The 20,097-nt window shown below is 64.5% G+C and carries 20 protein-coding genes; 10 read left to right on the forward strand and 10 right to left on the reverse strand.

Translation table 11 applies throughout. The features are described 5' to 3' along the window. The first annotated feature begins 24 nt into the window (after positions 1-24). The 4 genes from LOY51_RS25485 to LOY51_RS25500 are packed head-to-tail and all read left to right on the forward strand — an operon-like array spanning position 25 to position 2,563. Positions 25-459, forward strand: a complete 435-nt coding sequence (locus tag LOY51_RS25485) for a DUF4426 domain-containing protein (protein WP_125465925.1) — start codon at positions 25-27, stop codon at positions 457-459. Continuing rightward, on the forward strand, positions 456-1,052 hold the full coding sequence (gene rdgB, locus LOY51_RS25490; protein ID WP_110996011.1) for an RdgB/HAM1 family non-canonical purine NTP pyrophosphatase: 597 nt from the start codon (positions 456-458) through the stop codon (positions 1,050-1,052). Before LOY51_RS25485 ends, rdgB begins: the two co-directional genes overlap by 4 nt. Beyond that, positions 1,049-2,227 (forward strand): radical SAM family heme chaperone HemW, encoded by a 1,179-nt coding sequence (gene hemW / locus LOY51_RS25495; RefSeq protein ID WP_258643598.1) that lies wholly within the window; start codon positions 1,049-1,051, stop codon positions 2,225-2,227. Before rdgB ends, hemW begins: the two co-directional genes overlap by 4 nt. A 9-nt stretch (positions 2,228-2,236) precedes the next feature. Continuing rightward, positions 2,237-2,563, forward strand: coding sequence for a DUF3392 family protein (locus tag LOY51_RS25500; protein WP_011531731.1), 327 nt, complete (start codon positions 2,237-2,239; stop codon positions 2,561-2,563). Positions 2,564-2,617: 54 nt separating this feature from the next. On the opposite strand, the gene LOY51_RS25505 is transcribed toward LOY51_RS25500, so the two are convergent. From LOY51_RS25505 to LOY51_RS25530, 6 genes are all read right to left on the reverse strand, one after another. Then, positions 2,618-4,009: a S1 family serine peptidase gene (locus LOY51_RS25505; protein ID WP_258643600.1), complete on the reverse strand. Its 1,392-nt coding sequence runs from the start codon at positions 4,007-4,009 to the stop codon at positions 2,618-2,620. Positions 4,010-4,162: 153 nt separating this feature from the next. Continuing rightward, complete coding sequence (locus LOY51_RS25510; protein ID WP_258643602.1) at positions 4,163-4,963, reverse strand: hypothetical protein; 801 nt, start codon at positions 4,961-4,963, stop codon at positions 4,163-4,165. A gap of 66 nt (positions 4,964-5,029) precedes the next feature. Then, the gene (gene trmB, locus LOY51_RS25515) at positions 5,030-5,752 is read right to left on the reverse strand and encodes a tRNA (guanosine(46)-N7)-methyltransferase TrmB (RefSeq protein ID WP_110996014.1); all 723 of its coding nucleotides are present in this window, start codon (positions 5,750-5,752) and stop codon (positions 5,030-5,032) included. A 9-nt stretch (positions 5,753-5,761) separates the two neighbouring features. Then, positions 5,762-6,574 (reverse strand): thiazole synthase, encoded by an 813-nt coding sequence (locus LOY51_RS25520; RefSeq protein ID WP_110996015.1) that lies wholly within the window; start codon positions 6,572-6,574, stop codon positions 5,762-5,764. 52 nt (positions 6,575-6,626) lie between these two features. Further along, entirely contained in the window at positions 6,627-6,827 is a 201-nt protein-coding gene (gene thiS, locus LOY51_RS25525) for a sulfur carrier protein ThiS (protein WP_110996034.1), read from the reverse strand. A gap of 102 nt (positions 6,828-6,929) precedes the next feature. Further along, positions 6,930-7,301 (reverse strand): DUF423 domain-containing protein, encoded by a 372-nt coding sequence (locus LOY51_RS25530; RefSeq protein ID WP_125465930.1) that lies wholly within the window; start codon positions 7,299-7,301, stop codon positions 6,930-6,932. Positions 7,302-7,365: 64 nt separating this feature from the next. On the opposite strand from LOY51_RS25530, the gene mtgA reads away from it, so the two are divergent. Then, on the forward strand, positions 7,366-8,076 hold the full coding sequence (mtgA, locus tag LOY51_RS25535) for a monofunctional biosynthetic peptidoglycan transglycosylase (protein WP_258643604.1): 711 nt from the start codon (positions 7,366-7,368) through the stop codon (positions 8,074-8,076). A gap of 191 nt (positions 8,077-8,267) precedes the next feature. On the opposite strand, the gene rpoH is transcribed toward mtgA, so the two are convergent. The 4 genes from rpoH to ftsY all read right to left on the reverse strand — a co-directional run bounded on the left by rpoH (position 8,268) and on the right by ftsY (position 12,499). Beyond that, a complete protein-coding gene (rpoH, locus tag LOY51_RS25540; protein WP_125465932.1) occupies positions 8,268-9,122 on the reverse strand; it encodes an RNA polymerase sigma factor RpoH in 855 nt (284 codons plus the stop codon). A 109-nt stretch (positions 9,123-9,231) separates the two neighbouring features. Next, a complete protein-coding gene (gene ftsX, locus LOY51_RS25545; protein WP_125465933.1) occupies positions 9,232-10,260 on the reverse strand; it encodes a permease-like cell division protein FtsX in 1,029 nt (342 codons plus the stop codon). Continuing rightward, positions 10,257-10,928 carry a cell division ATP-binding protein FtsE gene (gene ftsE, locus LOY51_RS25550; protein WP_011531723.1) on the reverse strand — a complete coding sequence of 224 codons (672 nt, stop codon included), beginning with the start codon at positions 10,926-10,928 and terminating at the stop codon, positions 10,257-10,259. Before ftsE ends, ftsX begins: the two co-directional genes overlap by 4 nt. Then, positions 10,925-12,499, reverse strand: a complete 1,575-nt coding sequence (gene ftsY, locus LOY51_RS25555) for a signal recognition particle-docking protein FtsY (RefSeq protein ID WP_125860910.1) — start codon at positions 12,497-12,499, stop codon at positions 10,925-10,927. The genes ftsE and ftsY overlap by 4 nt, the downstream gene beginning before the upstream one ends. 234 nt (positions 12,500-12,733) lie before the next feature. On the opposite strand from ftsY, the gene LOY51_RS25560 reads away from it, so the two are divergent. From LOY51_RS25560 to LOY51_RS25580, 5 genes are all read left to right on the forward strand, one after another. Further along, complete coding sequence (locus tag LOY51_RS25560) at positions 12,734-14,089, forward strand: M16 family metallopeptidase (protein WP_258643606.1); 1,356 nt, start codon at positions 12,734-12,736, stop codon at positions 14,087-14,089. Then, positions 14,082-15,575, forward strand: a complete 1,494-nt coding sequence (locus LOY51_RS25565) for a M16 family metallopeptidase (RefSeq protein ID WP_125860914.1) — start codon at positions 14,082-14,084, stop codon at positions 15,573-15,575. The genes LOY51_RS25560 and LOY51_RS25565 overlap by 8 nt, the downstream gene beginning before the upstream one ends. Beyond that, the gene (gene rsmD / locus LOY51_RS25570) at positions 15,575-16,183 is read left to right on the forward strand and encodes a 16S rRNA (guanine(966)-N(2))-methyltransferase RsmD (protein WP_125860916.1); all 609 of its coding nucleotides are present in this window, start codon (positions 15,575-15,577) and stop codon (positions 16,181-16,183) included. The genes LOY51_RS25565 and rsmD overlap by 1 nt, the downstream gene beginning before the upstream one ends. Before the next feature lie 69 nt (positions 16,184-16,252). Continuing rightward, positions 16,253-18,973 carry a M16 family metallopeptidase gene (locus LOY51_RS25575; protein ID WP_190306024.1) on the forward strand — a complete coding sequence of 907 codons (2,721 nt, stop codon included), beginning with the start codon at positions 16,253-16,255 and terminating at the stop codon, positions 18,971-18,973. 60 nt (positions 18,974-19,033) lie between these two features. Then, the gene (locus LOY51_RS25580; protein WP_258643609.1) at positions 19,034-20,026 is read left to right on the forward strand and encodes a hydrolase; all 993 of its coding nucleotides are present in this window, start codon (positions 19,034-19,036) and stop codon (positions 20,024-20,026) included. Positions 20,027-20,097 lie beyond the last annotated feature (71 nt).

A 20,097-nucleotide genomic window follows, 5' to 3' on the forward strand; every position in this document is an offset into this window, starting at 1 on the left:
GCTCGCGAACGGAGGAATGGGATCATGCGTCGACTAGCACTGTTTCTGATCAGCCTGTGCCTGGCCCTGCCGGTACTGGCTGCCGATGCCGCCAAGCCCGAGCGCAAGGAAGTGTTCGGCGACGTGACGGTCCACTACAGCGCCTTCACCTCGAGCATGCTGCAGCCGGACATCGCCGCCGCCACCGGCCTAACCCGCAGCAAGAACCAGGGCGTGCTCAATATCGCCGTGCTCAAGAGTGGCAAGCCGGCCACCTCGGTGGTCAGCGGCACGGTCAAGGACCTGACCGGGCGCAGCAGCCCGCTGTCGTTCAAGCAGATCACCGACCAGGGCGCGGTGTACTACATCGCCCAGTTCAAGATCGACCAGGCTGAAACCCTGACCTTCGACCTGAATGTCGAAACCGGTGGCGTCAGCAATCAACTCAGCTTCAACCAGGAAGTGTTCCCAGGCGAATGATGAATTTCCAGCAACTCGTATTGGCCAGCCATAACGCCGGCAAGCTCAAGGAACTGCAGGCCATGCTCGGCGACTCCGTGCATCTGCGTTCGATCGGTGAATTCAGCCAGGTAGAGCCGGAAGAAACCGGCCTGTCGTTCGTCGAGAACGCCATCCTCAAGGCGCGCAACGCCGCACGTATTTCCGGCCTGCCGGCCCTGGCCGACGACTCGGGCCTGGCGGTGGACTTCCTCGGCGGCGCGCCGGGCATCTATTCGGCACGCTACGCCGATGGCAAGGGCGACGCGGCCAACAACGCCAAGCTGCTTGAAGCGCTGAAGGATGTGCCCAAGGAACAGCGTGGCGCGCAGTTCGTCTGCGTACTGGCGCTGGTGCGCCATGCCGACGACCCGCTGCCTATTCTCTGCGAAGGCCTGTGGCATGGCAGCATCCTGTTCGAGGCCAGCGGTGAGCATGGTTTCGGCTACGACCCGCTGTTCTGGGTCCCGGAGCGCAAGTGCTCCAGTGCCGACCTGGCGCCCGTTGACAAGAACCAGCTCAGCCACCGCGCCCGCGCCATGGCCTTGCTGCGTCAGCGTCTGGGCCTGGCATGAGCGAAAAGCTGTTGGTACAGCCGGCGGGCCTGATCCTCCCCGAACTTCCGCCGCTGTCGCTGTACATCCACATCCCCTGGTGCGTGCGCAAATGCCCTTATTGCGACTTCAACTCGCACCAGGCCGGGCCCACATTGCCCGAAGACGAATATATCGATGCCCTGCTGGCCGACCTCGACCAGGAGATGCATGCCGTTCACGGCCGGCCTATCAGCACCATCTTCTTCGGCGGCGGCACCCCCAGCCTGTTCAGCGCGGCTGCGCTTGGCCGCCTGTTGCGGGGTGTCGAGCAGCGCATCCCGTTTGCCGCCGACATCGAGATCACCCTCGAAGCCAACCCGGGCACGTTCGAACAGGAAAAGTTCAAGGCCTATCGGCAGACCGGCATCAACCGGCTGTCCATCGGCGTACAGAGCTTCCAGCCAGCCAAGCTTGAGAAGCTCGGGCGCATCCACAACGGCGCTGAAGCGGTGCGCGCCGCCGACATGGCTCGCGCGGCCGGCTTCGACAACTTCAACATGGACCTGATGCACGGCCTGCCGGACCAGTCGCTGGACGACGCGCTTGGCGACCTGCGCCAGGCCATCGAACTGGCGCCGACGCACCTGTCCTGGTATCAGCTGACGGTCGAGCCCAACACCGTGTTCTGGAACCAGCCGCCCGAGCTGCCCGAGGACGATATCCTCTGGGATATCCAGGAAGCCGGCCAGGCGCTGATGGCCGAGCACGGCTACCAGCAATACGAAGTGTCGGCCTACGCCCAGCAAGGGCGCGCCGCACGGCACAACCTCAATTACTGGCGCTTTGGCGACTTCATCGGCATCGGTGCCGGTGCCCACGGCAAGCTGTCGTTCCCCGATGGGCGCATCCTGCGCACCTGGAAGACCCGCCTGCCCAAGGACTACCTGAACCCGGCCAAGCCCTTCAAGGCAGGCGAGAAGTTGCTGCCGGTCGATGAGCTACCCTTCGAGTTCCTGATGAACGCGCTGCGCCTGACCCAGGGGGTGGAAGCCGAGCTGTTCACGCAACGCACGGGGCTGCCCCTGGCGCAACTCGCGCAAGCCCGCCGCGCCGCCGAACAAAAGGGCCTTTTGCAGGTCGAAGCGGATCGACTGGCGGCCACGCCGCGCGGCCAGCTGTTCCTCAATGACCTGCTGCAGTACTTCTTGAATTAAGGATGACCCATGGACCTGGTACTTGACCTGCTCTCGACCGTCTCCCGCTGGAGCCGCAGCAACCTGTCGGAGATCTCGCTGGCCCTGGTGGGCTGCCTGCTGGTGCTGTTCGGCACCGATATCAAGGGCTGGGTCGAGGGGCGCCTGGGCGGCCTGGCCGGCGCCCTGCGCGTGCCGTTCATGGCGCTGCTGGTGATGATCGGCAGCGGCGCGGCGCTGATCTATGCCACGCCGTGGATCGTCAAGGGGCTGGGGCAGTTCAACAACTATGCGCTGGCACCGGTGTTGCTGGTGGTGCTGGTGTTGATTGGCGTGGTGGCTGACCGGCGCGGGTGACGCCAAATCAAAACCGCCTTTGGCAGGGCGGTTTTGATTCGTTGCAGATTTGCGTCACGGCAACAATTTAGTTTCCAGCGGTTGCGAACGTTGCCCCGCGTAATCGACGCCGACCGCGCATAGCCGGGTATCTTCCGTCACCGCCTCCTTTCGTGTGCCAGCCAATGCCTGGTAACCCGACTCATCGGCACAGTCAGTGGTATCCCAGGGGCCACTCTTGAGCTCGACCCGCCGGAGCAGGATCTGCTCAGGCTCGACAGACACAAGATAGGCATTGCGGCCCTTCCTATCCTTGTATGGCGGGTCGATTTCCAACTCGGGTTGGCTGGCCGGGCCTGCAGGGTGCACCACCACAGGCAACGCCAGGGCATTGCGGTTCGCCGGCTCCGGCCCGGCTGCTTCGCGCCCCCAGACACATAACGCCAGCACTGTCGGATTCTCGGGCGCCAGGGTGAAGCCCTCGATAGGGACATTGATTGGACTTCCTGATTGTTGCACCGGGCCATAGCCTTCACCCTGCTCGCATTGGTCCGGCCATTGGGCGAGCTTGGCCTGGTACAACGTCGTGGTCGCGTATAAAACCTGGCTGATCACCCTGGCGCTGCTGCCGACCTTGTAGATCATGCGTTCGTCCTCCTCGTCCAACGCAACATCGAACTGGTTGCTCAAGCCGCAACCGGCAGCATTGACGTCGAACGCCCCGTTGTTCAGGCAGGCTGGCAAGAAACTCAAGTCCGACGCTTCGCTCCCCAGAGGGTTGCTGCTGTGAGCAACAGCGAGAACCGCACCCGCTGCCTGTTCTACGACAGGGCTGCCAGAGTCGCCGGGCTGCAACCAGGCGTCCTCCATCAACAACAGATGCCGCTGCAGAAAGCCCCGCCCGGTCTTCAAGTCGATCCGCACCAGTTCCTGCGTCGGCCATCTGGCGCTACCCGAAGTGACCCCGCTCACCCTGGCGCCCACGGTTATCGTCTCGCCCTCGGTGGCTTGGCGTCCGGCCAGCACCATGGGCACGATACCGAGTGCCTTGAGTGCCCCCTGGGTCTGCTGCAACTCGAACACGGCAAAATCCAGGCCGCGTCGCGAGGCATAGCGAGTATGCACGACATCGAATGCCACCCCGGCGACGCTCTCGAAAGTGACGCGCCCCAGCCCCGCAAGCTGTCCGCCGGCAATCTGGGGCCGTTCAAATACCGCATGACCACTGCCCACGAGGAGCGCCGGCGCGGCATCGTTACCGTTGTCGATCAGAAAAGCCGTACTCTGCTGGGTTACTGCCGGCCCGTAGAGTAACGATGCTGTACTCAAGGTCCGCTCGTACCGGGCGATGGCGGAGCGATCGAGGCTATGCTCCGTGGCAGGGGAAGATGCCTGGACAGTGACGCTAAAGCAGGCAGCGGCAGTGGTGAAGGTCAATGCAACGCGCAACAGGCGTGTAGCGATCATGAAAGGTCTCCTGATTTGTCCGAGCGTAATGCCCAGGAACAGGAGGCTCACATTTCGACCCTGCCAGCAGGTCATAACATTTGCTATTTGCGCCCTTGCGGCGCTGGTCGAAGGGGCTGACTAAAAGGCCGCCGCTCGTGGCCTTGAACAGGATCAAGAGCCGGAGCGAGCTTCCAGCCTTTGCCTCCAGCCAGATGCACGCCCGCACCCCAAAGACTCAGCCTCGCGCAACATCGCCAGCCGCTCGGTCATTGGTGTCTGCTGCCAGATGGCGGGATGAGTGGCCAACAAATAAAGCGCCTCGGCTTTGAACTGGTCGTATGAAAACACTTGTCTGGACTTCTCCAGCATCTCGCCCACTGTAAGTGACACCGAGGGCAGGGCCGAAGCGATGTCGGTAGCCGGCCTGAAACAATGCACCTCACGCAAAAGCTGCGGATAGAGCGATTGGAACGGATCATCCCGTTGCAACGCCGCTTTCAACACCTCAAGCAAGGCGACTTGCTCTGCGCCCATGAAGTCGAAGCTGTCGGAGGTTGGCGCGCAACGGTAGTAATAGGCGACCGCTGCCGCCAGAAACCCTTGCTCTACAGCCTGATGCAAACGCGCACAGGAGGCCTGCCTGCGTGCCATGTCGCGCCGGTCCGCAGAGGTTTGCATGTTGGACTGCCAGAACAGCGCCAAGGTGTTGCCCGCCTGCGCTGCCAGCTCGATGTGCGCGCGCGCTTCATCCATCAATTCGCTCATCGGCATCAACTGTTCAGTACTGATGGCTTCGCCGCCGGCCTCGATTTCGGCAAGCGCCTGCAAATTCACGTTGGCCTGTTGTACCAAGGCCACGGCACGCTCGAGGTGTTGCTCAGAGGGCGAAAGAGGTTCACGCAGTAACGCGGCGAGCACAAGGCAGACGGCAACGACCAGGCCTATCAGCGGTAACAGAACCCGAGGCTTCAAGGCGCAATCCTTTACGCGATGTGATGAGGGGCCAGAGGCGCACCGGCGCCTCTGGCAGGGAGAGGGTCAAGCCAGTTTTTCGAACTTCAGGTCCCACACGCCGTGCCCAAGGCGCTCGCCACGACGCTCGAACTTGGTGATCGGGCGCTCTTCGGGGCGTGGCACGTAGGCGCCATCAGCCGCCTGGTTGCGATAGCCCGGTGCTGCGCTCATCACTTCCAGCATGTATTCGGCATAGGGCTCCCAGTCGGTCGCCATGTGGAACACGCCACCGGGTTTCAACTTGCGACGCACCAGCTCGGCGAACTCCAGCTGGACGATACGGCGCTTGTGGTGACGTGCCTTGTGCCACGGGTCGGGGAAGAACAGCATCAGCCGGTCGAGGCTGTTGTCGGCCACGCAGCGGTTGAGCACTTCGATGGCGTCGCAGTCGTACACCCGCAGGTTCTTCAGGCCTTGGGTGAGCACGCCGTTCAGCAAAGCGCCGACACCCGGGCGGTGCACTTCGACACCGATGAAGTCCAGCTCGGGCGAGGCGGCGGCCATCTCCAGCAGCGAATGGCCCATGCCAAAGCCGATCTCCAGGGTGCGCGGCGCCGAACGGCCGAACACCTGGTCGTAGTCCACCGGGCTGTCGGCCAGCGGCAGGACGAACAGCGGGCCGCCCTGCTCCAGGCCACGTTGCTGGCCTTCGGTCATGCGCCCGGCGCGCATCACGAAGCTCTTGATGCGACGGTGCGGACGATCTTCGCCGTCGGCGGTGATCGGCGTTTCTTGCGATTCAGTCATCTGGGGCTCTTACTTGATCAGACCATCCAGCGGCGAAGAGGCGCTGGCGTAGAGTTTCTTGGGCATGCGGCCGGCCAGGTAGGCCATGCGCCCGGCCAGGATGCCGTGCTTCATGGCTTCGGCCATCAGCACCGGCTGTTGGGCGTGGGCGATGGCCGAGTTCATCAGTACCGCCTCGCAGCCCATCTCCATGGCGATGGTGGCGTCGGAGGCGGTACCCACGCCGGCATCGACCAGCACCGGCACCTTGGATTCCTCGAGGATGATCTGCAGGTTGTACGGGTTGCAGATGCCAAGGCCCGTACCGATCAGGCCGGCCAGGGGCATCACCGCGATGCAGCCGGCTTCGGCCAGCTGGCGGGCGATGATCGGGTCGTCGCTGGTGTAGACCATCACGTCGAAATCTTCCTTGACCAGCACTTCGGCGGCCTTGAGGGTTTCGATGACGTTGGGGAACAGGGTTTTCTGGTCAGCCAGCACTTCCAGCTTGACCAGCGTGCGGGACTCATGGCCCTTGCGACCATCGAGCAGCTCACGGGCCAGGCGGCAGGTGCGCACGGCTTCCACCGCATCGAAGCAGCCTGCGGTGTTCGGCAGGATGGTGTACTTGTCCGGCGACAGCACGTCGAGCAGGTTCGGCTCGCCCGCATTCTGGCCCAGGTTGGTGCGGCGCACGGCGACGGTGACGATTTCGGCACCCGAGGCCTCGGTGGCCAGGCGGGTTTCTTCCATGTCACGGTACTTGCCGGTACCGACCAGCAGGCGCGACTGGAAGGTGCGCCCGGCCAGGATGAAGGGCTTGTCGCTGCGAACGTTGCTCATCGATGTTCCTCAGGAAAGGTTACGGGGCTTACGGGTGAATCGCCGGGCTTGCTCAACCACCGCCGATGGCGTGGACCACTTCAACCTGGTCGCCCTCGCTCAGCAGCGTGCTCTCGTGCTGACTGCGCGGCACGATGTCCAGGTTCAGTTCCACCGCCACCCGGCGGCCAGCCAGCTCGAGCCGGCCGAGCAGGGCCGCGACGCTCTCGCTCGCGGGCAGTTCGTAAGGTTCACCGTTCAGTTGAATGCGCATGCGCACGGCCACCATTGTTCGTTGGGGCAGGCATTCTAGCCCTGATCAGCCTTGCAACCCAAGGGTGGGGCGCGCCATTAGTCGCGATTGTGGACCACTCGGTCAGCCCAGGCGCCAGGCGGCCAGGCCCAGGCACAACCAGCCGGCGAGGAAGCACAGGCCACCCAGCGGGGTGATCATGCCGAGCTTGCCCAGGCCCGTCAGCGTGAGCACGTAGAGGCTGCCGGAAAACAGCACGATACCCAGCGCGAACAAACCGCCGGCCCAGCCTACCAGCCGCCCGGGCAGGTGCACCGAGAGCACGGCCACGGCGAGGATCGCCAGGGCATGCACCAACTGGTAGGTGACACCGGTGTGAAAGACTGCCAGGTAATCGGCACTGAGGCGGCTCTTCAGGCCATGGGCGGCAAAGGCGCCGAGCGCGACACCGGTGAACCCGAAGAAGGCGGCGAGCATCAGGAAGCTGCGAAGCATGGGACGACTCCTCGAAAGGGGTCTGTATAATGGCCCGTTCCAACGGTCCGGCCAAGCCATCACCATGCTGTCATCCTTCCTGCGCCACTTCACCCGCGGCCTGCTCTGGTTCGCTGTCGCAAGCATTGCCGTGGTGCTGGTACTGCGCTGGGTACCGCCGCCCGGTACGGCGCTGATGGTCGAGCGCAAGGTGGAGTCATGGTTCAGTGGCGAGCCGATCAACCTGCAGCGCGACTGGACCCCCTGGGAAGAGATCTCGGATGAGCTCAAGGTGGCGGTCATCGCCGGTGAAGACCAGAAGTTCGCCAACCACTGGGGCTTCGACATCCCGGCCATCCAGGCGGCGCTGGCCTACAACGAACGGGGCGGCAAGGTCCGTGGCGCCAGCACCCTGACCCAGCAGGTGGCCAAGAACATGTTCCTGTGGTCCGGGCGCAGTTGGCTGCGCAAGGGCCTGGAGGCCTGGTTCACCGCACTGATCGAGCTGTTCTGGTCGAAGGAGCGGATTCTCGAGGTGTATCTGAACAGCGCCGAGTGGGGCAAGGGCGTGTTCGGCGCCCAGGCGGCGGCACGCTATCACTTTGGCGTGGATGCCAGCCGCCTGACGCGACAACAGGCCGCACTGCTCGCTGCCGTGTTGCCGAGCCCGATCAAATGGAGCGCCAGCCGGCCAAGTACCTATGTAGCCAGCCGCGCGGGGTGGATTCGCCGGCAGATGAGCCAGTTGGGTGGGCCGAGCTACCTGATGCAGCTGGATGCGTCGCGCAGGCTCTAAGCTGCGCCCGCAAGGGCATCAAGTAACCTGTGGGAGCGGCTTCAGCCGCGAAAAAGGCAACGCGGTGGGCGGCACCAGCTTCGCTGGTGTTCGCGGCTAAAGCCGCTCCCACAGGGCCCTGCGATCCATCTCAACAAAAAACCGCTGCCTCTTGCGAGAGCAGCGGTTTTTTTATTCAGCCAGGGCGCCGATCAGATGGCGATCAGTGCCTTGACCTTGTTCATTGCGTTCTTCTCCAGCTGGCGAATACGCTCGGCCGAAACGCTGTACTTGTCTGCCAGCTCATGCAGCGTGGCCTTCTCTTCCGCCAGCCAGCGCTGGTAGAGAATGTCGCGGCTGCGATCGTCCAGGCCCTGCAGGGCTTCATGCAGGTTGCTGGTGGAATTGTCGCTCCAGTCAGCGTCCTCCAGCTGCACAGCCGGGTCGTAGCGGTGGTCTTCCAGGTAATGCGCGGGCGACTGGAAGGCGCTGTCGTCATCGGCTTCGGCTGCCGGGTCGAAGGCCATGTCCTGGCCGCTCAGGCGGCTTTCCATTTCACGCACTTCGCGGGGCTCTACGCCAAGGCTTTCAGCCACGCGATGCACTTCGTCATTGTTCAGCCAGGCCAGGCGTTTTTTCTGGCTGCGCAGGTTGAAGAACAGCTTGCGCTGGGCCTTGGTGGTAGCCACCTTGACGATGCGCCAGTTGCGCAGGATGAACTCGTGGATCTCGGCCTTGATCCAGTGCACCGCGAAGGACACCAGACGTACGCCCATTTCCGGGTTGAAGCGTTTTACCGCCTTCATCAGGCCGACGTTGCCTTCCTGGATCAGGTCGGCCTGGGCCAGACCATAGCCAGCATAGCTACGGGCGATATGGACGACGAAACGCAGGTGGGCCATCACCATTAGCCGGGCGGCCTCGACATCCTGTTCGTAATAGAGACGCTCGCCCAGATCACGCTCCTGCTCGACCGTCAGCAGCGGGATGCTGTTGACCGTGTGCACGTAGGCTTCCAGGTTTGCACCGGGTACCAGGGCATAGGCAGGTTGCAACGATGTGGTCATTCAAGTACCTCCGACTTACAGACTCGTGCCTTGTGGGCACTGCCAGCATAGACCCGGAACCGCGAGACAAGTTCCTGGATGAAAAAAAGTCAATGCTGGCGATGAAACATTATCGTGGTGCCAGCTCGTTCAGATGCCGAGCCACCGCGATCCATGCACCGATATACCCCAACAGCACCGCGCCGATCAAGAGGGAAAGACCATCGGCGGCCGGCACTCCGCCCAGGGCGAAATCGCTGCCGTACAGGCCGGAAAGCCCGACGACCGCGTCGTTGAGCCAGTTCAGGCCGAACGCCAGGATCCCCCAGGCCAGCACCCCGGCACCCAGGCCATACAGCGCCCCCATGTAGAGGAAAGGCCGACGCACGTAGCTGTCGGTGCCACCCACCAGCTTGATCACTTCGATCTCGACGCGGCGGTTCTCGATATGTAGACGAATTGTGTTACCGATTACTAACAGCAACGCGGAAATAAGCATCACCGCGAGGCCGAAGACAAAACGATCACCCAGCTTGAGGATCGCCGCCAGGCGCTCGACCCAGACCAGGTCCAGCTGTGCCGCTTCCACCCGTGGCAGCTCTGCCAGGCGTTGACGCAGAGCTTCCAGGGCCGGTTTGTCGACTTCGCTCGGGGTCACTACCACCACGCCGGGCAGCGGGTTGTCCGGCAGCTCGCGCAGGGCCTCGCCCAGGCCCGACTGCTGCTGGAACTCTTCCAGCGCCTGCTCACGGCTGACGTACTGGGCCTCGGCAACGCCCGGCATGCCCTTGATCTCGTCACGCAATGCTTCGCCATCACGGCTGCTGGCGTCGAGCTTGAGATACAGCGAAATCTGCGCCGCGCGCTGCCACGAACCGCCGAGCTTCTCGACGTTCTTGAGCAGCAGCGACAGGCCCATGGGCATGCTCAGCGCCACAGCCATCACCAGGCAGGTGAAGAAACTGCCGATCGGCTGCTTGGCCAGGCGGCGCAGGCTGTCGGCCAGGCTGGCACGGTGGCTTTCCAGCCAGGCGTGCAGCAAGGTGCTGAAGTCCGGGCCATCGTCGTCGTGGTCACCGCGCTTTTTCTTCGCAGGTTGTGGATCGGCGGGCTTGGGTGCGACCCGCTCGGAAACCTTTGGTGTACGTGTGGTGCTCATTGCCCGGCCTCCCCATCGCCGATCAAGCGGCCGCGTTGCAGCGTCAGCATGCGGTGGCGCATGCGCGCGATCAGCGCCAGGTCGTGGCTGGCGATCAATACGGTGGTGCCCAGGCGGTTGATGTCTTCGAACACGCCCATGATCTCGGCGGCTAGGCGCGGGTCGAGGTTACCGGTGGGCTCGTCCGCCAGCAGCAGTGCCGGCTGGTGGACGATCGCCCGGGCGATACCGACGCGCTGTTGCTGGCCGGTGGACAGGTCGGCCGGGAACAGCTCGCCCTTGTCGCTCAACGACACGCGCTCCAGCGCCGAGTCGACGCGCTTGGCGATCTCGGCCTTGGACAGCCCGAGGATCTGCAGCGGCAAGGCGATGTTGTTGAAAACGGTGCGGTCGAACAGCAACTGGTGGTTCTGGAACACCACGCCGATCTGCCGGCGCAGGAACGGGATCTGCGCGTTGCTGATCTGCCCAAGGTCCTGCCCCGCCAGCAGCAGCTTGCCGCTGGTCGGGCGTTCCATGGCCAACAACAGGCGCAACAAGGTGCTCTTGCCGGCGCCGGAGTGGCCGGTGACGAACAGGAACTCGCCACGCCGCGCCCGGAAGCTCAGCTCATGCAGGCCGACGTGGCCGTTGGGGTAGCGTTTGGCGACCTGTTCGAATCGGATCATGCAGGTTCCCGCTCGGCAAACAGTGCCTTGACGAAAGGTTCAGCCTCGAAGGTGCGCAGGTCATCGATACCCTCGCCCACACCAATGAAGCGGATCGGAATGTTGAACTGCTTGGCCAGGGCGAAGATCACCCCACCCTTGGCGGTGCCGTCCAGCTTGGTCAGGGCCAGGCCGGTCAGTTCCACGCTCTGGTTGAAGTACTTGGCCTGGCTGATGGCGTTCTGCCCGGTACCGGCGTCGAGCACCAGCAGCACCTCGTGGGGCGCCTCGGCGTCGAGCTTGCCAATCACCCGACGGACCTTCTTCAGCTCTTCCATCAGGTTGTCCTTGGTGTGCAGGCGCCCGGCAGTGTCGGCGATCAGCACATCGACGTTGCGCGCCTTGGCGGCCTGCACGGCGTCGAAGATCACCGAAGCCGAGTCGGCGCCGGTGTGCTGGGCGATCACCGGGATCTGGTTGCGCTCGCCCCACACCTGCAGCTGCTCCACGGCGGCGGCACGGAAGGTGTCGCCGGCGGCGAGCATGACCTTCTTGCCTTCGAGCTGCAGCTTTTTCGCCAGTTTGCCGATGGTGGTGGTCTTGCCGGCGCCGTTCACGCCGACCACCAGGATCACGTAGGGCTTGTTCTGCGCCTCGACCTTCAGCGGCTGCTCGACCGGGCGCAGCAGCGCGGCCAGCTCTTCCTGCAGCGACTTGTACAGCGCGTCGGCATCGGCCAGCTGCTTGCGGGCGACTTTCTGGGTGAGGTTCTGGACGATGGCCGAGGTGGCCTCGACGCCGACGTCGGCGGTCAGCAGGCGGGTTTCGATTTCGTCGAGCAGGTCGTCATCGATGACCTTCTTGCCCATGAACAGGCTGGCCATGCCCTCGCCAATGCTGGCGCTGGTCTTCGACAGGCCCTGCTTGAGACGGGCGAAGAAACCGGGCTTGGACGGTTCGGCGGCAGCCACGGCAATGGGCTCGGGCTCGACCGGGGCCGGCGCGATGACCGGTTGGGCTTCGACAACCGGCGCCGGGGCCGCTACGACAGTGGCAGCCGGCTCGACGAGCGGGCGAGCGGGAATGGCAGGCGGCGCCTTGGGCTCCAGGTCCTCAACCAGTGCCACCGGTTCTTCGGCGACAGGCAGTACCAGGTTGCTGACCGGGGCCGCAGGCACTTCGGCCGGTGCTGGCTCTACGGGTGCGGCAACCACAGGCTCAGGCTGAACAACCACGGGGGCAGCGGCAGGCACATATTGCGGCGTGACGACCACCGGTTCTGGCTGCGGCGCGGCGACTACTGGCTCGGGCACCGACGCTGGCTGCGGTGTGATAACCACTGGCTCAGGCACAGCCTGAGGAGCGGCAACCACCGGCTCCGGCACAGGCTCGACCACTACGGGCTCGGGCACTGCCGTCGGCAGCGGCTCGGCAGCAGGCACCTGCAGTGCGGCCGGCTCTGCGGCCTGCGGTTCTGGGGTTTGCGGCTGTTCGGCGACAGGTTGTTCCGGCTTCTTGCGGAACCAGCTGAACAGGCCTTTCTTCTCGCCAGCCGCAGCCGGCGCTTTTTTGTCGTCGTTGGAACCAAACATGGAAGACGGCTATCTCAGGGTAGCGATGCGCCAGCAGTGGCGCATCGGGAATTCTTGAGTCACGCAGAACAGACTATTTTGTAACCGACTGGTTCATGCGCAACGTTTTGTCTTTAGGGCCTGCGGGCCAGAACGGCGACAGGCATGGTCGCCAGGCAACCGGATCAGTATCCTAGCACCTCCTGGCCCGCCGACGCTAAACCCAAGCGGGCCGCAGAACAGGTTAAACACCGTATGAATGCTCTAGCCCGCCGCGCCGCTGGCCTGTTGCTCGGCACGCTGTGCCTGCCGCTTGCGGCCTTCGCCGCCGATGTGCAACCCACCCATGAATTCATCCTCGACAACGGCCTGAAAGTGGTCGTACGCGAGGACCACCGTGCCCCGGTGGTGGTTTCGCAGATCTGGTACAAAGTCGGTTCCAGCTACGAAACCCCAGGCCAGACAGGCCTGTCCCACGCCCTGGAGCACATGATGTTCAAGGGCAGCGCCAAGCTCGGCCCTGGCGAAGCATCGCGCATCCTGCGTGACCTGGGCGCCGAAGAGAATGCCTTTACCAGCGACGACTACACCGCCTATTACCAGGTGCTGGCCCGCGACCGCCTGCCGGTGGCCTTCGAACTGGAAGCCGACCGCCTGGCCAGCCTGCGTCTGCCAGCCGACGAGTTCAGCCGCGAGATCGAGGTGATCAAGGAAGAGCGCCGCCTGCGCACCGACGATCAGCCCAACTCCAAAGCCTTCGAGCTGTTCCGTGCCATGGCCTACCCGGCCAGCGGCTACCACACCCCGACCATCGGCTGGATGGCCGACCTCGAACGCATGAAGGTCGAAGAGCTGCGCCACTGGTACGAATCCTGGTACGCGCCGAACAACGCCACCCTGGTGGTCGTCGGCGACGTCACTCCCGACGAGGTGAAAACCCTCGCACAAAAATACTTCGGCCCCATCCCCAAGCGCGCCGTGCCCCCCAGCAAGCTGCCGCTGGAGTTGGCCGAACCCGGCCTGCGCAAGCTGACCCTGCACGTGCAGACGCAGTTGCCGAGCCTGATCTACGGCTTCAACGTGCCGGCCCTGGCCACCGCCAAGGACCCGCGCACGGTCAACGCGCTGCGGCTGATCTCCGCGCTGCTCGACGGCGGCTACAGCGCCCGCATGCCGGCGCGCCTGGAGCGCGGCCAGGAGCTGGTGGCCGGTGCCTCGTCCAGCTACAACGCCTTCACCCGGGGCGACAGCCTGTTCCTGATCTCGGCCACCCCCAACGTGCAGAAGCAAAAGACCCTGGCCGAGGTCGAGAAAGGCGTCTGGCAATTGCTCGACGAACTCAAGACCACCCCACCCACCGCCGAAGAGCTCGAGCGCGTGCGCGCCCAGGTGATCGCCGGCTTGGTCTACGACCGTGACTCGATCAGCAGCCAGGCCACCACCATCGGCCAGCTGGAGACCGTCGGCCTGTCCTGGAAACTGATCGACAGCGAACTCGACGATCTCAAGCGCGTGACCCCGCAAGACATCCAGGCCGCTGCCCGCGCCTACTTCACCCGCGAACGCCTGAGCGTTGCCCATGTACTGCCCGAGGAGTCCGCTCATGAGTGACCGCAGCGCACCCCGCTACACCCTGCTGGGCCTTGGCATCATCGTGCTGGTGGTGGCCATCGCCCTGCTGCTGGCCCGCCCGGCCCAGTCCGACAGCGCCAGCCAGCCCGCTACCGCGGCCCGCCCGGCCAACTCGCTGCAATCGCTGGCCGATCTGGACGGCAAGGCACCCAGCCGCCGTCAGTTGAACATCCAGCACTGGACCACCGCCGAAGGCACCCGCGTATTGTTCGTCGAAGCCCGTGAGCTGCCGATGTTCGACCTGCGCCTGACCTTCGCCGCCGGCAGCAGCCAGGACGGCACGACGCCAGGTGTAGCGACGCTGACCAACGCCATGCTCAACGAGGGTGTGGCCGGCAAGGACGTCACCGCCATCGCCGAAGGCTTCGAGGGCCTGGGCGCAGACTTTGGCAATGGCTCCTACCGCGACATGGCCGTGGCCTCGCTGCGCAGCCTCAGCGCCGCCGACAAGCGCGACCCGGCACTCAAGCTGTTCACCGAGGTAGTAGGCAAGCCGACCTTCCCCGATGACGCCCTCAAGCGCATCAGGAACCAGATGCTGGCCGGCTTCGAGTATGAAAAGCAGAACCCCGGCAAGATCGCCGCCAAGACCCTGTTCGCCAACCTGTACGGCAGCCACCCCTACGCTCACCCCAGCGACGGCACGGCCCAGACGGTCACCGCCATCACCCTCGATCAGCTGCGCGCCTTCCACGCCAAGGCCTATGCCGCCGGCAACGCGGTGATCGCGCTGGTCGGCGACCTCAGCCGCAGCGAAGCCGAGGCCATCGCCGCCCAGGTTTCCGCCGGCCTGCCCAAGGGCCCGGCCCTGGCCAAGCCCGAGCAGCCGGTTGAACCCAAGCCAGGCATGACCCACATCGACTTTGCGTCCAAGCAGACCCACCTGATGCTGGCCGAACTTGGCATCGACCGTAACGACCCGGACTGGCCCGCACTGTCGCTGGGCAACCAGATCCTCGGCGGCGGCGCCTTTGGTACCCGGCTGATGAGCGAAGTGCGCGAAAAGCGCGGCCTGACCTACGGGGTGTACTCGGTGTTCAGCCCGATGCAGGTACGCGGCCCGTTCATGATCAACCTGCAGACCCGTGCCGAGCTCAGCGAAGGCACGCTCAAGCTGGTCCAGGACCTGCTGGCCGACTACCTCAAGAGCGGCCCGACGCAACAGGAACTGGACGACGCCAAGCGCGAACTGGCCGGCAGCTTCCCGCTGTCCAATGCCAGCAACGCCAGTATCGTCGGCCAGTTGGGCGCGATCGGCTTCTACAACCTGCCGCTGAGCTGGCTGGAAGACTTCATGCAGCAGTCCCAGGCGCTGACCGTCGAACAGGTCAAGGCCGCCATGAACAAGCACCTGGCGGCGGACAAGCTGGTGATCGTCACCGTCGGCCCGAAGGTGGCACAGCAGCCGCTGCCGGCCCCCACTGACAAACCCGCCGAGCGACCGCTCGGCGTACCGGAGCATTAATGGCACGCCCCAACACCCCCGCGCGCAGCGCCCCTGGCGCCAGCAAAGGCCCCGGCCAGTTGCGCATCATTGCCGGCGAGTGGCGCAGCCGCCGCCTGGCCGTCCCCGAAGGCGACGGCCTGCGCCCCACCCCGGACCGCGTGCGCGAAACCCTGTTCAACTGGCTGGCGCCGTACATCGAGGGCGCCCGCGTGCTGGATGCCTTCACCGGCAGCGGCGCGCTGGTGCTCGAAGCCCTGTCCCGCGGTGCGCAAGACGCCGTGGCGCTGGACAGCAACCCGGCCGCCATCGCCAACCTCAAGCACAACCTCGAACTGCTGCGCTGCCCGCGCGGGCAAATCCTGCAAACCGACGCCCTGCGCTATCTGCAAGGCCCGGCCAAGCAGCAGTTCGACCTGGTGTTCCTCGACCCGCCCTTCCACCAGGACCTGCTGGCCAACACCTGCAACCTGCTGGAGCAGGGCCAGTGGCTGCGCGAGCAGGCGTGGATCTACACCGAAAGCGAGGCGGCGCCGTCAAGCCTGCCGATGCCCGGCAACTGGCGCCTGCACCGCGAGAAAAAGACTGGCCAGGTGCATTACGCGCTCTGGCAACGCAGCAAGATTTAAGTAACACCGCCCACCGGCAGAAGTGCCCGAAGCTGCTCCGCTCATCACTCGTGACGGAGCACTTCGAGCATGGCCCTCCCCCCGACAGTCAGCCTTTCTTCGCTGATCCCTGCAGCAAATCCGCCGCTGCAACATTTCGTTCTTGGCAATGGCTTGAACGTTTATCTGCAAGAAGACCCGCGCAGCCCCCTGGCCTGTGTCCAACTCTGCTATCACGTCGGCGCCAGCCACGACCCCTTGGGGCATACCAACCTGGCCCACCTGCTCGAACACATGCTGTTCGAGGGTAGCGCCAAGCTCGCACCCGGGCAGTTTTCGCGAGTCATCGGCCGACTGGGTGGCGTGGCCAATGCCTCGACCCAGGATGACGGCACCCTCTACGAAGTGACACTGCCGGCTGCGCGCCTGGAAGTCGCACTGGAGATCCTGGGTGACACCATGGCCAACGCCAGCCTCACAGCGGACGGCTTCGAGCGGGCCGTCAAGGCCATCAACGATGAACGCCGACTCAAATTCGACAACGACCCCGAACAACAGGCGTTCGAACACCATAAGCGCCTGGCCCACGGCAGCAGCCCCTACGCCGCGCCCAGTTTCGGTGATGTCGTGGACCTTCACTACATGAAGCCCGACACCGTACGTACCTGGTACCGCACCTGGTACCACCCCAACAATGCGACGCTGATAGTGGTTGGCAACGTCGACCGGGCGCGCTTGCAGGGCTGGGTCGAGCGCTACTTCGGCCCTTGGGGTGCGGCAGCTCTGCCTGAATTGCCCGTTCCGCAGCTGACGGTTGCCCACCAGACACGTGAGCAAGCCATCACACAGCCTGGGCTGCGCGATGGCCTTTATCTGTCCTTCAATGTACCGAGCCTTGCGACTGCCGAATCGACCACCACGGCAGCGGCCTTGATGCTGCTGCCGGAACTGTTGGCCAATGGTGCCGATTCGATGCTGTACGCCAGCCTGGTCCGTGATCGGCAAGTGCTCACAGTCATCGAAGCCTTCTATGACCACCTGACCCGCGCAGACACATTGCTGACGCTGTATGCCTACAGCAACCCCGACAAGGGCACGCCACAACAGGCCATCGAGCAGATACGGCACATCCTCGATGCAGTCCGACAGACGCCGCCCAGGGCTCAGACACTCGACGCACTCAAGTTCCGGCTGCTGACCGATCAGCTCAAGGCCAGGGATACAGCGCAAAAACAGGCCGAATCCATCGCTGCGTATGCCCTCAGCGGATTGAAGCCCGAGGTGCATGACCAGGTCCTGCAGGCACTGATCGCACTCACGGCTGAAGATATCCAGTTGGCCGCACAGCGGTTCCTGGCCGACGAGCGCATGGCGGTTACCCACATGCTCGCACCGCCGGGCACTGCAACCGAAGAAAGCGAACTCCCGTCATTGACCTGCGCGGATCTTGCCGGCCGTCTTGCAGCGGCTGATTTCTCCACGCTGCAGTCGGCTGCCAGCATCGACACCCGCCACCTGCTTGCTCCGGCCCAGTCAGTCCAAACCTGGAACACTGCCAATGGCAGCCGCGTGGCCTTCATCGCCAGGCAGGGCTCACCACTGTTCGAACTGCGCCTGCGCTTCAACGCTGGCGCTTGCCAGGACGGCGACACCCCGGGCCTTGCGGCGCTTACGCTGTATGCGCTCGATCAAGGCATCGAAAGCCTGGACGCCCAGGGCTTTGCAGCAAGGCTCAGCGGCATTGGCGCAAGCGTGCAACGAGACATCAGCCACGACCATGCGCGAATTGGCCTGAGCGCTCACTGCGCGGCGCCGTTGCGCGAAGCGGCGCTCGAACTGTTCACCGCGATGGTTGCCCGGCCAGCTCTGGAAGCAGCCGCATATTCCGGCATCCAGGCACGTGCGCTGCGGTACCTGCAGCGGCGCGAAAGCAGCCCCGCGCAACGCATCGACGTGGAGATGCTCAGCTGCCTGTTCCCGCAGCATGCCTATGGCCGCGACTACTCAGGCACCAGCGTCAGCGTCGCCGGTATCGACGTGGACAAGGTCAGGGCATTCCATCAACGCGCCTATACCGCCGCAAATCTGGAAATCACACTGGTGGGCGACCTGAGCCTGACAGAGGCCAGGCAAATGCTCGACACGCTGACCCAGGCACTGCCAGGCAACCACCCCGCGCTCCCGCCACCGCAACCCGCAATCCCACTGGACGAGGCCATCGCCGTCCACCTGGAGCAAACAGGCAGCAATTGCGAGGTGACCCTGGCCCTGCCCCTCGACGTGAAGCGCTCTGACGCCGAGTACACGGCCATGGTCGTGACCCACGAGCTACTCGGCGCCGGCTACGAGTCGCGCCTGGTTGCCGAACTGCGTGAGCGCCGCAACCTGACCTACAGTGTCGACAGCCATCTGCGCACTTACCGGGCGGCCACCTTCCTGTATATCAGTTGGGACATCGACCCCGCCTACCTTGATGCCTCTGTGGAGCTGGTGAAGCAGGTCATCCAGTGCTTCATCGAGCAGGGACCAAGCCAGGACGAGCTGGAACTTGCCATCAATCAGCTGGGAGGTGGCCTGCTCCGCTCATTTTCCGACAACAAGGCGCTGGCAAAGGAGCTGGCCGACCTTGGCGCCGATACGGTTACCGCAGACCACCATGCCGTCTACCTGCGACAGCTTGCCCAACTGACCCCAGCAGCCGTGCAGGCTGCGGCCAGGCGCTTGCTGGCCGTCGAGCGCTGCGTGTGCCTCAGCATCGGCCCGCGCACCGGGCAGAGAGCCCTGCCAGCCTTGACCGCAATCGACCAATAGCGCAATTACAGTGGCGGTGTTTCATGGCAATCTAGTCGGGCACATCACGAGTCGCCCAGCATGCCCAGCCTCACCGCCACGTTCCGCCCGGCCACCGGCCTGGCCAATCCGCACCTGCAGACCCTGTGGGGCCCGCTGTGGCGCAAGCTCCCCGAACTCCCCCGTGAACGCAAGCGCCTGTGGCTGGCCGACGGTGACTTCCTCGACCTCGACTGGCACGGCCCGCACCAGGCCGATGCGCCGCTGGTGCTGGTGCTGCATGGGCTGACCGGCTCTTCCAACTCGCCTTACGTCAAGGGCCTGCAGCAGGCGCTGCAAGCGCGCGGCTGGGCCAGCGTGGCGCTCAACTGGCGCGGCTGCTCGGGGGAACCCAACCTGCTGGCGCGCAGCTACCATTCCGGCGCCAGCGAAGACCTCGCCGAAACCATCCGCCACCTGCGAGCCCGCAGGCCCCTGGCACCGCTGTATGCGGTCGGTTACTCGCTGGGGGGCAATGTGCTGCTCAAGTATCTGGGAGAAAGCGGTTCGGCCAGCCAGCTGGAGGCGGCGGTGGCGGTATCGGTGCCGTTTCGCCTGGACCAGTGCGCCGATCGCATCGGCCTGGGGTTCTCCAAGGTCTACCAGGCACACTTCATGCGCGAGATGCTCGCTTACGTGCAGGACAAGCAGCGGCACTTTCGCGACAAGGGGCACCATCAAGGCCTGGCCGAGATCGAACGCCTGGGCTCGCTGCGCAACCTGCGTACCTTCTGGGATTTCGACGGCAAGGTGACCGCGCCACTCAACGGTTTCAACGATGCCCACGACTATTACCGGCGCGCCTCCAGCCGCTACTACCTGGGCGAAAACCGCACGCCGACGCTGATCATCCACTCCAGCGACGACCCGTTCGTGTTCGACCACAGCTTACCGAGCGCCAGCGAGCTGGCGCCGCAGACGCATTTCGAGCTGCACAGCCGCGGTGGGCATGTGGGGTTCGTCGACGGCAGCCTGCGCAACCCGGGGTACTACCTGGAGCGGCGGATTCCGCAGTGGCTGGTGGAAGGGAGATAAGACCTCATCGCGGGGCAAGCCCGCTCCCACGCAGTTTGGTGCTGGCGTGGGAGCGGGCTTGCCCCGCGATG

It is taken from the genome of Pseudomonas sichuanensis (assembly GCF_024749065.1).
In the GTDB taxonomy this organism is placed as follows: Bacteria; Pseudomonadota; Gammaproteobacteria; order Pseudomonadales; family Pseudomonadaceae; genus Aquipseudomonas; species Aquipseudomonas sichuanensis.

What these genes read in the sequence shown, in the direction of transcription:
- LOY51_RS25560 (WP_258643606.1), top strand. Translation starts at nt 12,734, where the DNA reads ATGAATGCTCTAGCCCGCCGCGCCGCTGGCCTGTTGCTCGGCACGCTG.
- LOY51_RS25565 (WP_125860914.1), top strand. Translation starts at nt 14,082, where the DNA reads ATGAGTGACCGCAGCGCACCCCGCTACACCCTGCTGGGCCTTGGCATC.
- ftsE (WP_011531723.1), bottom strand. Translation starts at nt 10,928, where the DNA reads ATGATCCGATTCGAACAGGTCGCCAAACGCTACCCCAACGGCCACGTC.
- ftsX (WP_125465933.1), bottom strand. Translation starts at nt 10,260, where the DNA reads ATGAGCACCACACGTACACCAAAGGTTTCCGAGCGGGTCGCACCCAAG.
- thiS (WP_110996034.1), bottom strand. Translation starts at nt 6,827, where the DNA reads ATGCGCATTCAACTGAACGGTGAACCTTACGAACTGCCCGCGAGCGAG.
- rpoH (WP_125465932.1), bottom strand. Translation starts at nt 9,122, where the DNA reads ATGACCACATCGTTGCAACCTGCCTATGCCCTGGTACCCGGTGCAAAC.
- rsmD (WP_125860916.1), top strand. Translation starts at nt 15,575, where the DNA reads ATGGCACGCCCCAACACCCCCGCGCGCAGCGCCCCTGGCGCCAGCAAA.
- ftsY (WP_125860910.1), bottom strand. Translation starts at nt 12,499, where the DNA reads ATGTTTGGTTCCAACGACGACAAAAAAGCGCCGGCTGCGGCTGGCGAG.
- LOY51_RS25520 (WP_110996015.1), bottom strand. Translation starts at nt 6,574, where the DNA reads ATGAGCAACGTTCGCAGCGACAAGCCCTTCATCCTGGCCGGGCGCACC.
- LOY51_RS25500 (WP_011531731.1), top strand. Translation starts at nt 2,237, where the DNA reads ATGGACCTGGTACTTGACCTGCTCTCGACCGTCTCCCGCTGGAGCCGC.
- trmB (WP_110996014.1), bottom strand. Translation starts at nt 5,752, where the DNA reads ATGACTGAATCGCAAGAAACGCCGATCACCGCCGACGGCGAAGATCGT.
- LOY51_RS25505 (WP_258643600.1), bottom strand. Translation starts at nt 4,009, where the DNA reads ATGATCGCTACACGCCTGTTGCGCGTTGCATTGACCTTCACCACTGCC.
- hemW (WP_258643598.1), top strand. Translation starts at nt 1,049, where the DNA reads ATGAGCGAAAAGCTGTTGGTACAGCCGGCGGGCCTGATCCTCCCCGAA.
- LOY51_RS25575 (WP_190306024.1), top strand. Translation starts at nt 16,253, where the DNA reads ATGGCCCTCCCCCCGACAGTCAGCCTTTCTTCGCTGATCCCTGCAGCA.
- rdgB (WP_110996011.1), top strand. Translation starts at nt 456, where the DNA reads ATGATGAATTTCCAGCAACTCGTATTGGCCAGCCATAACGCCGGCAAG.
- LOY51_RS25485 (WP_125465925.1), top strand. Translation starts at nt 25, where the DNA reads ATGCGTCGACTAGCACTGTTTCTGATCAGCCTGTGCCTGGCCCTGCCG.
- LOY51_RS25580 (WP_258643609.1), top strand. Translation starts at nt 19,034, where the DNA reads ATGCCCAGCCTCACCGCCACGTTCCGCCCGGCCACCGGCCTGGCCAAT.
- LOY51_RS25530 (WP_125465930.1), bottom strand. Translation starts at nt 7,301, where the DNA reads ATGCTTCGCAGCTTCCTGATGCTCGCCGCCTTCTTCGGGTTCACCGGT.
- mtgA (WP_258643604.1), top strand. Translation starts at nt 7,366, where the DNA reads ATGCTGTCATCCTTCCTGCGCCACTTCACCCGCGGCCTGCTCTGGTTC.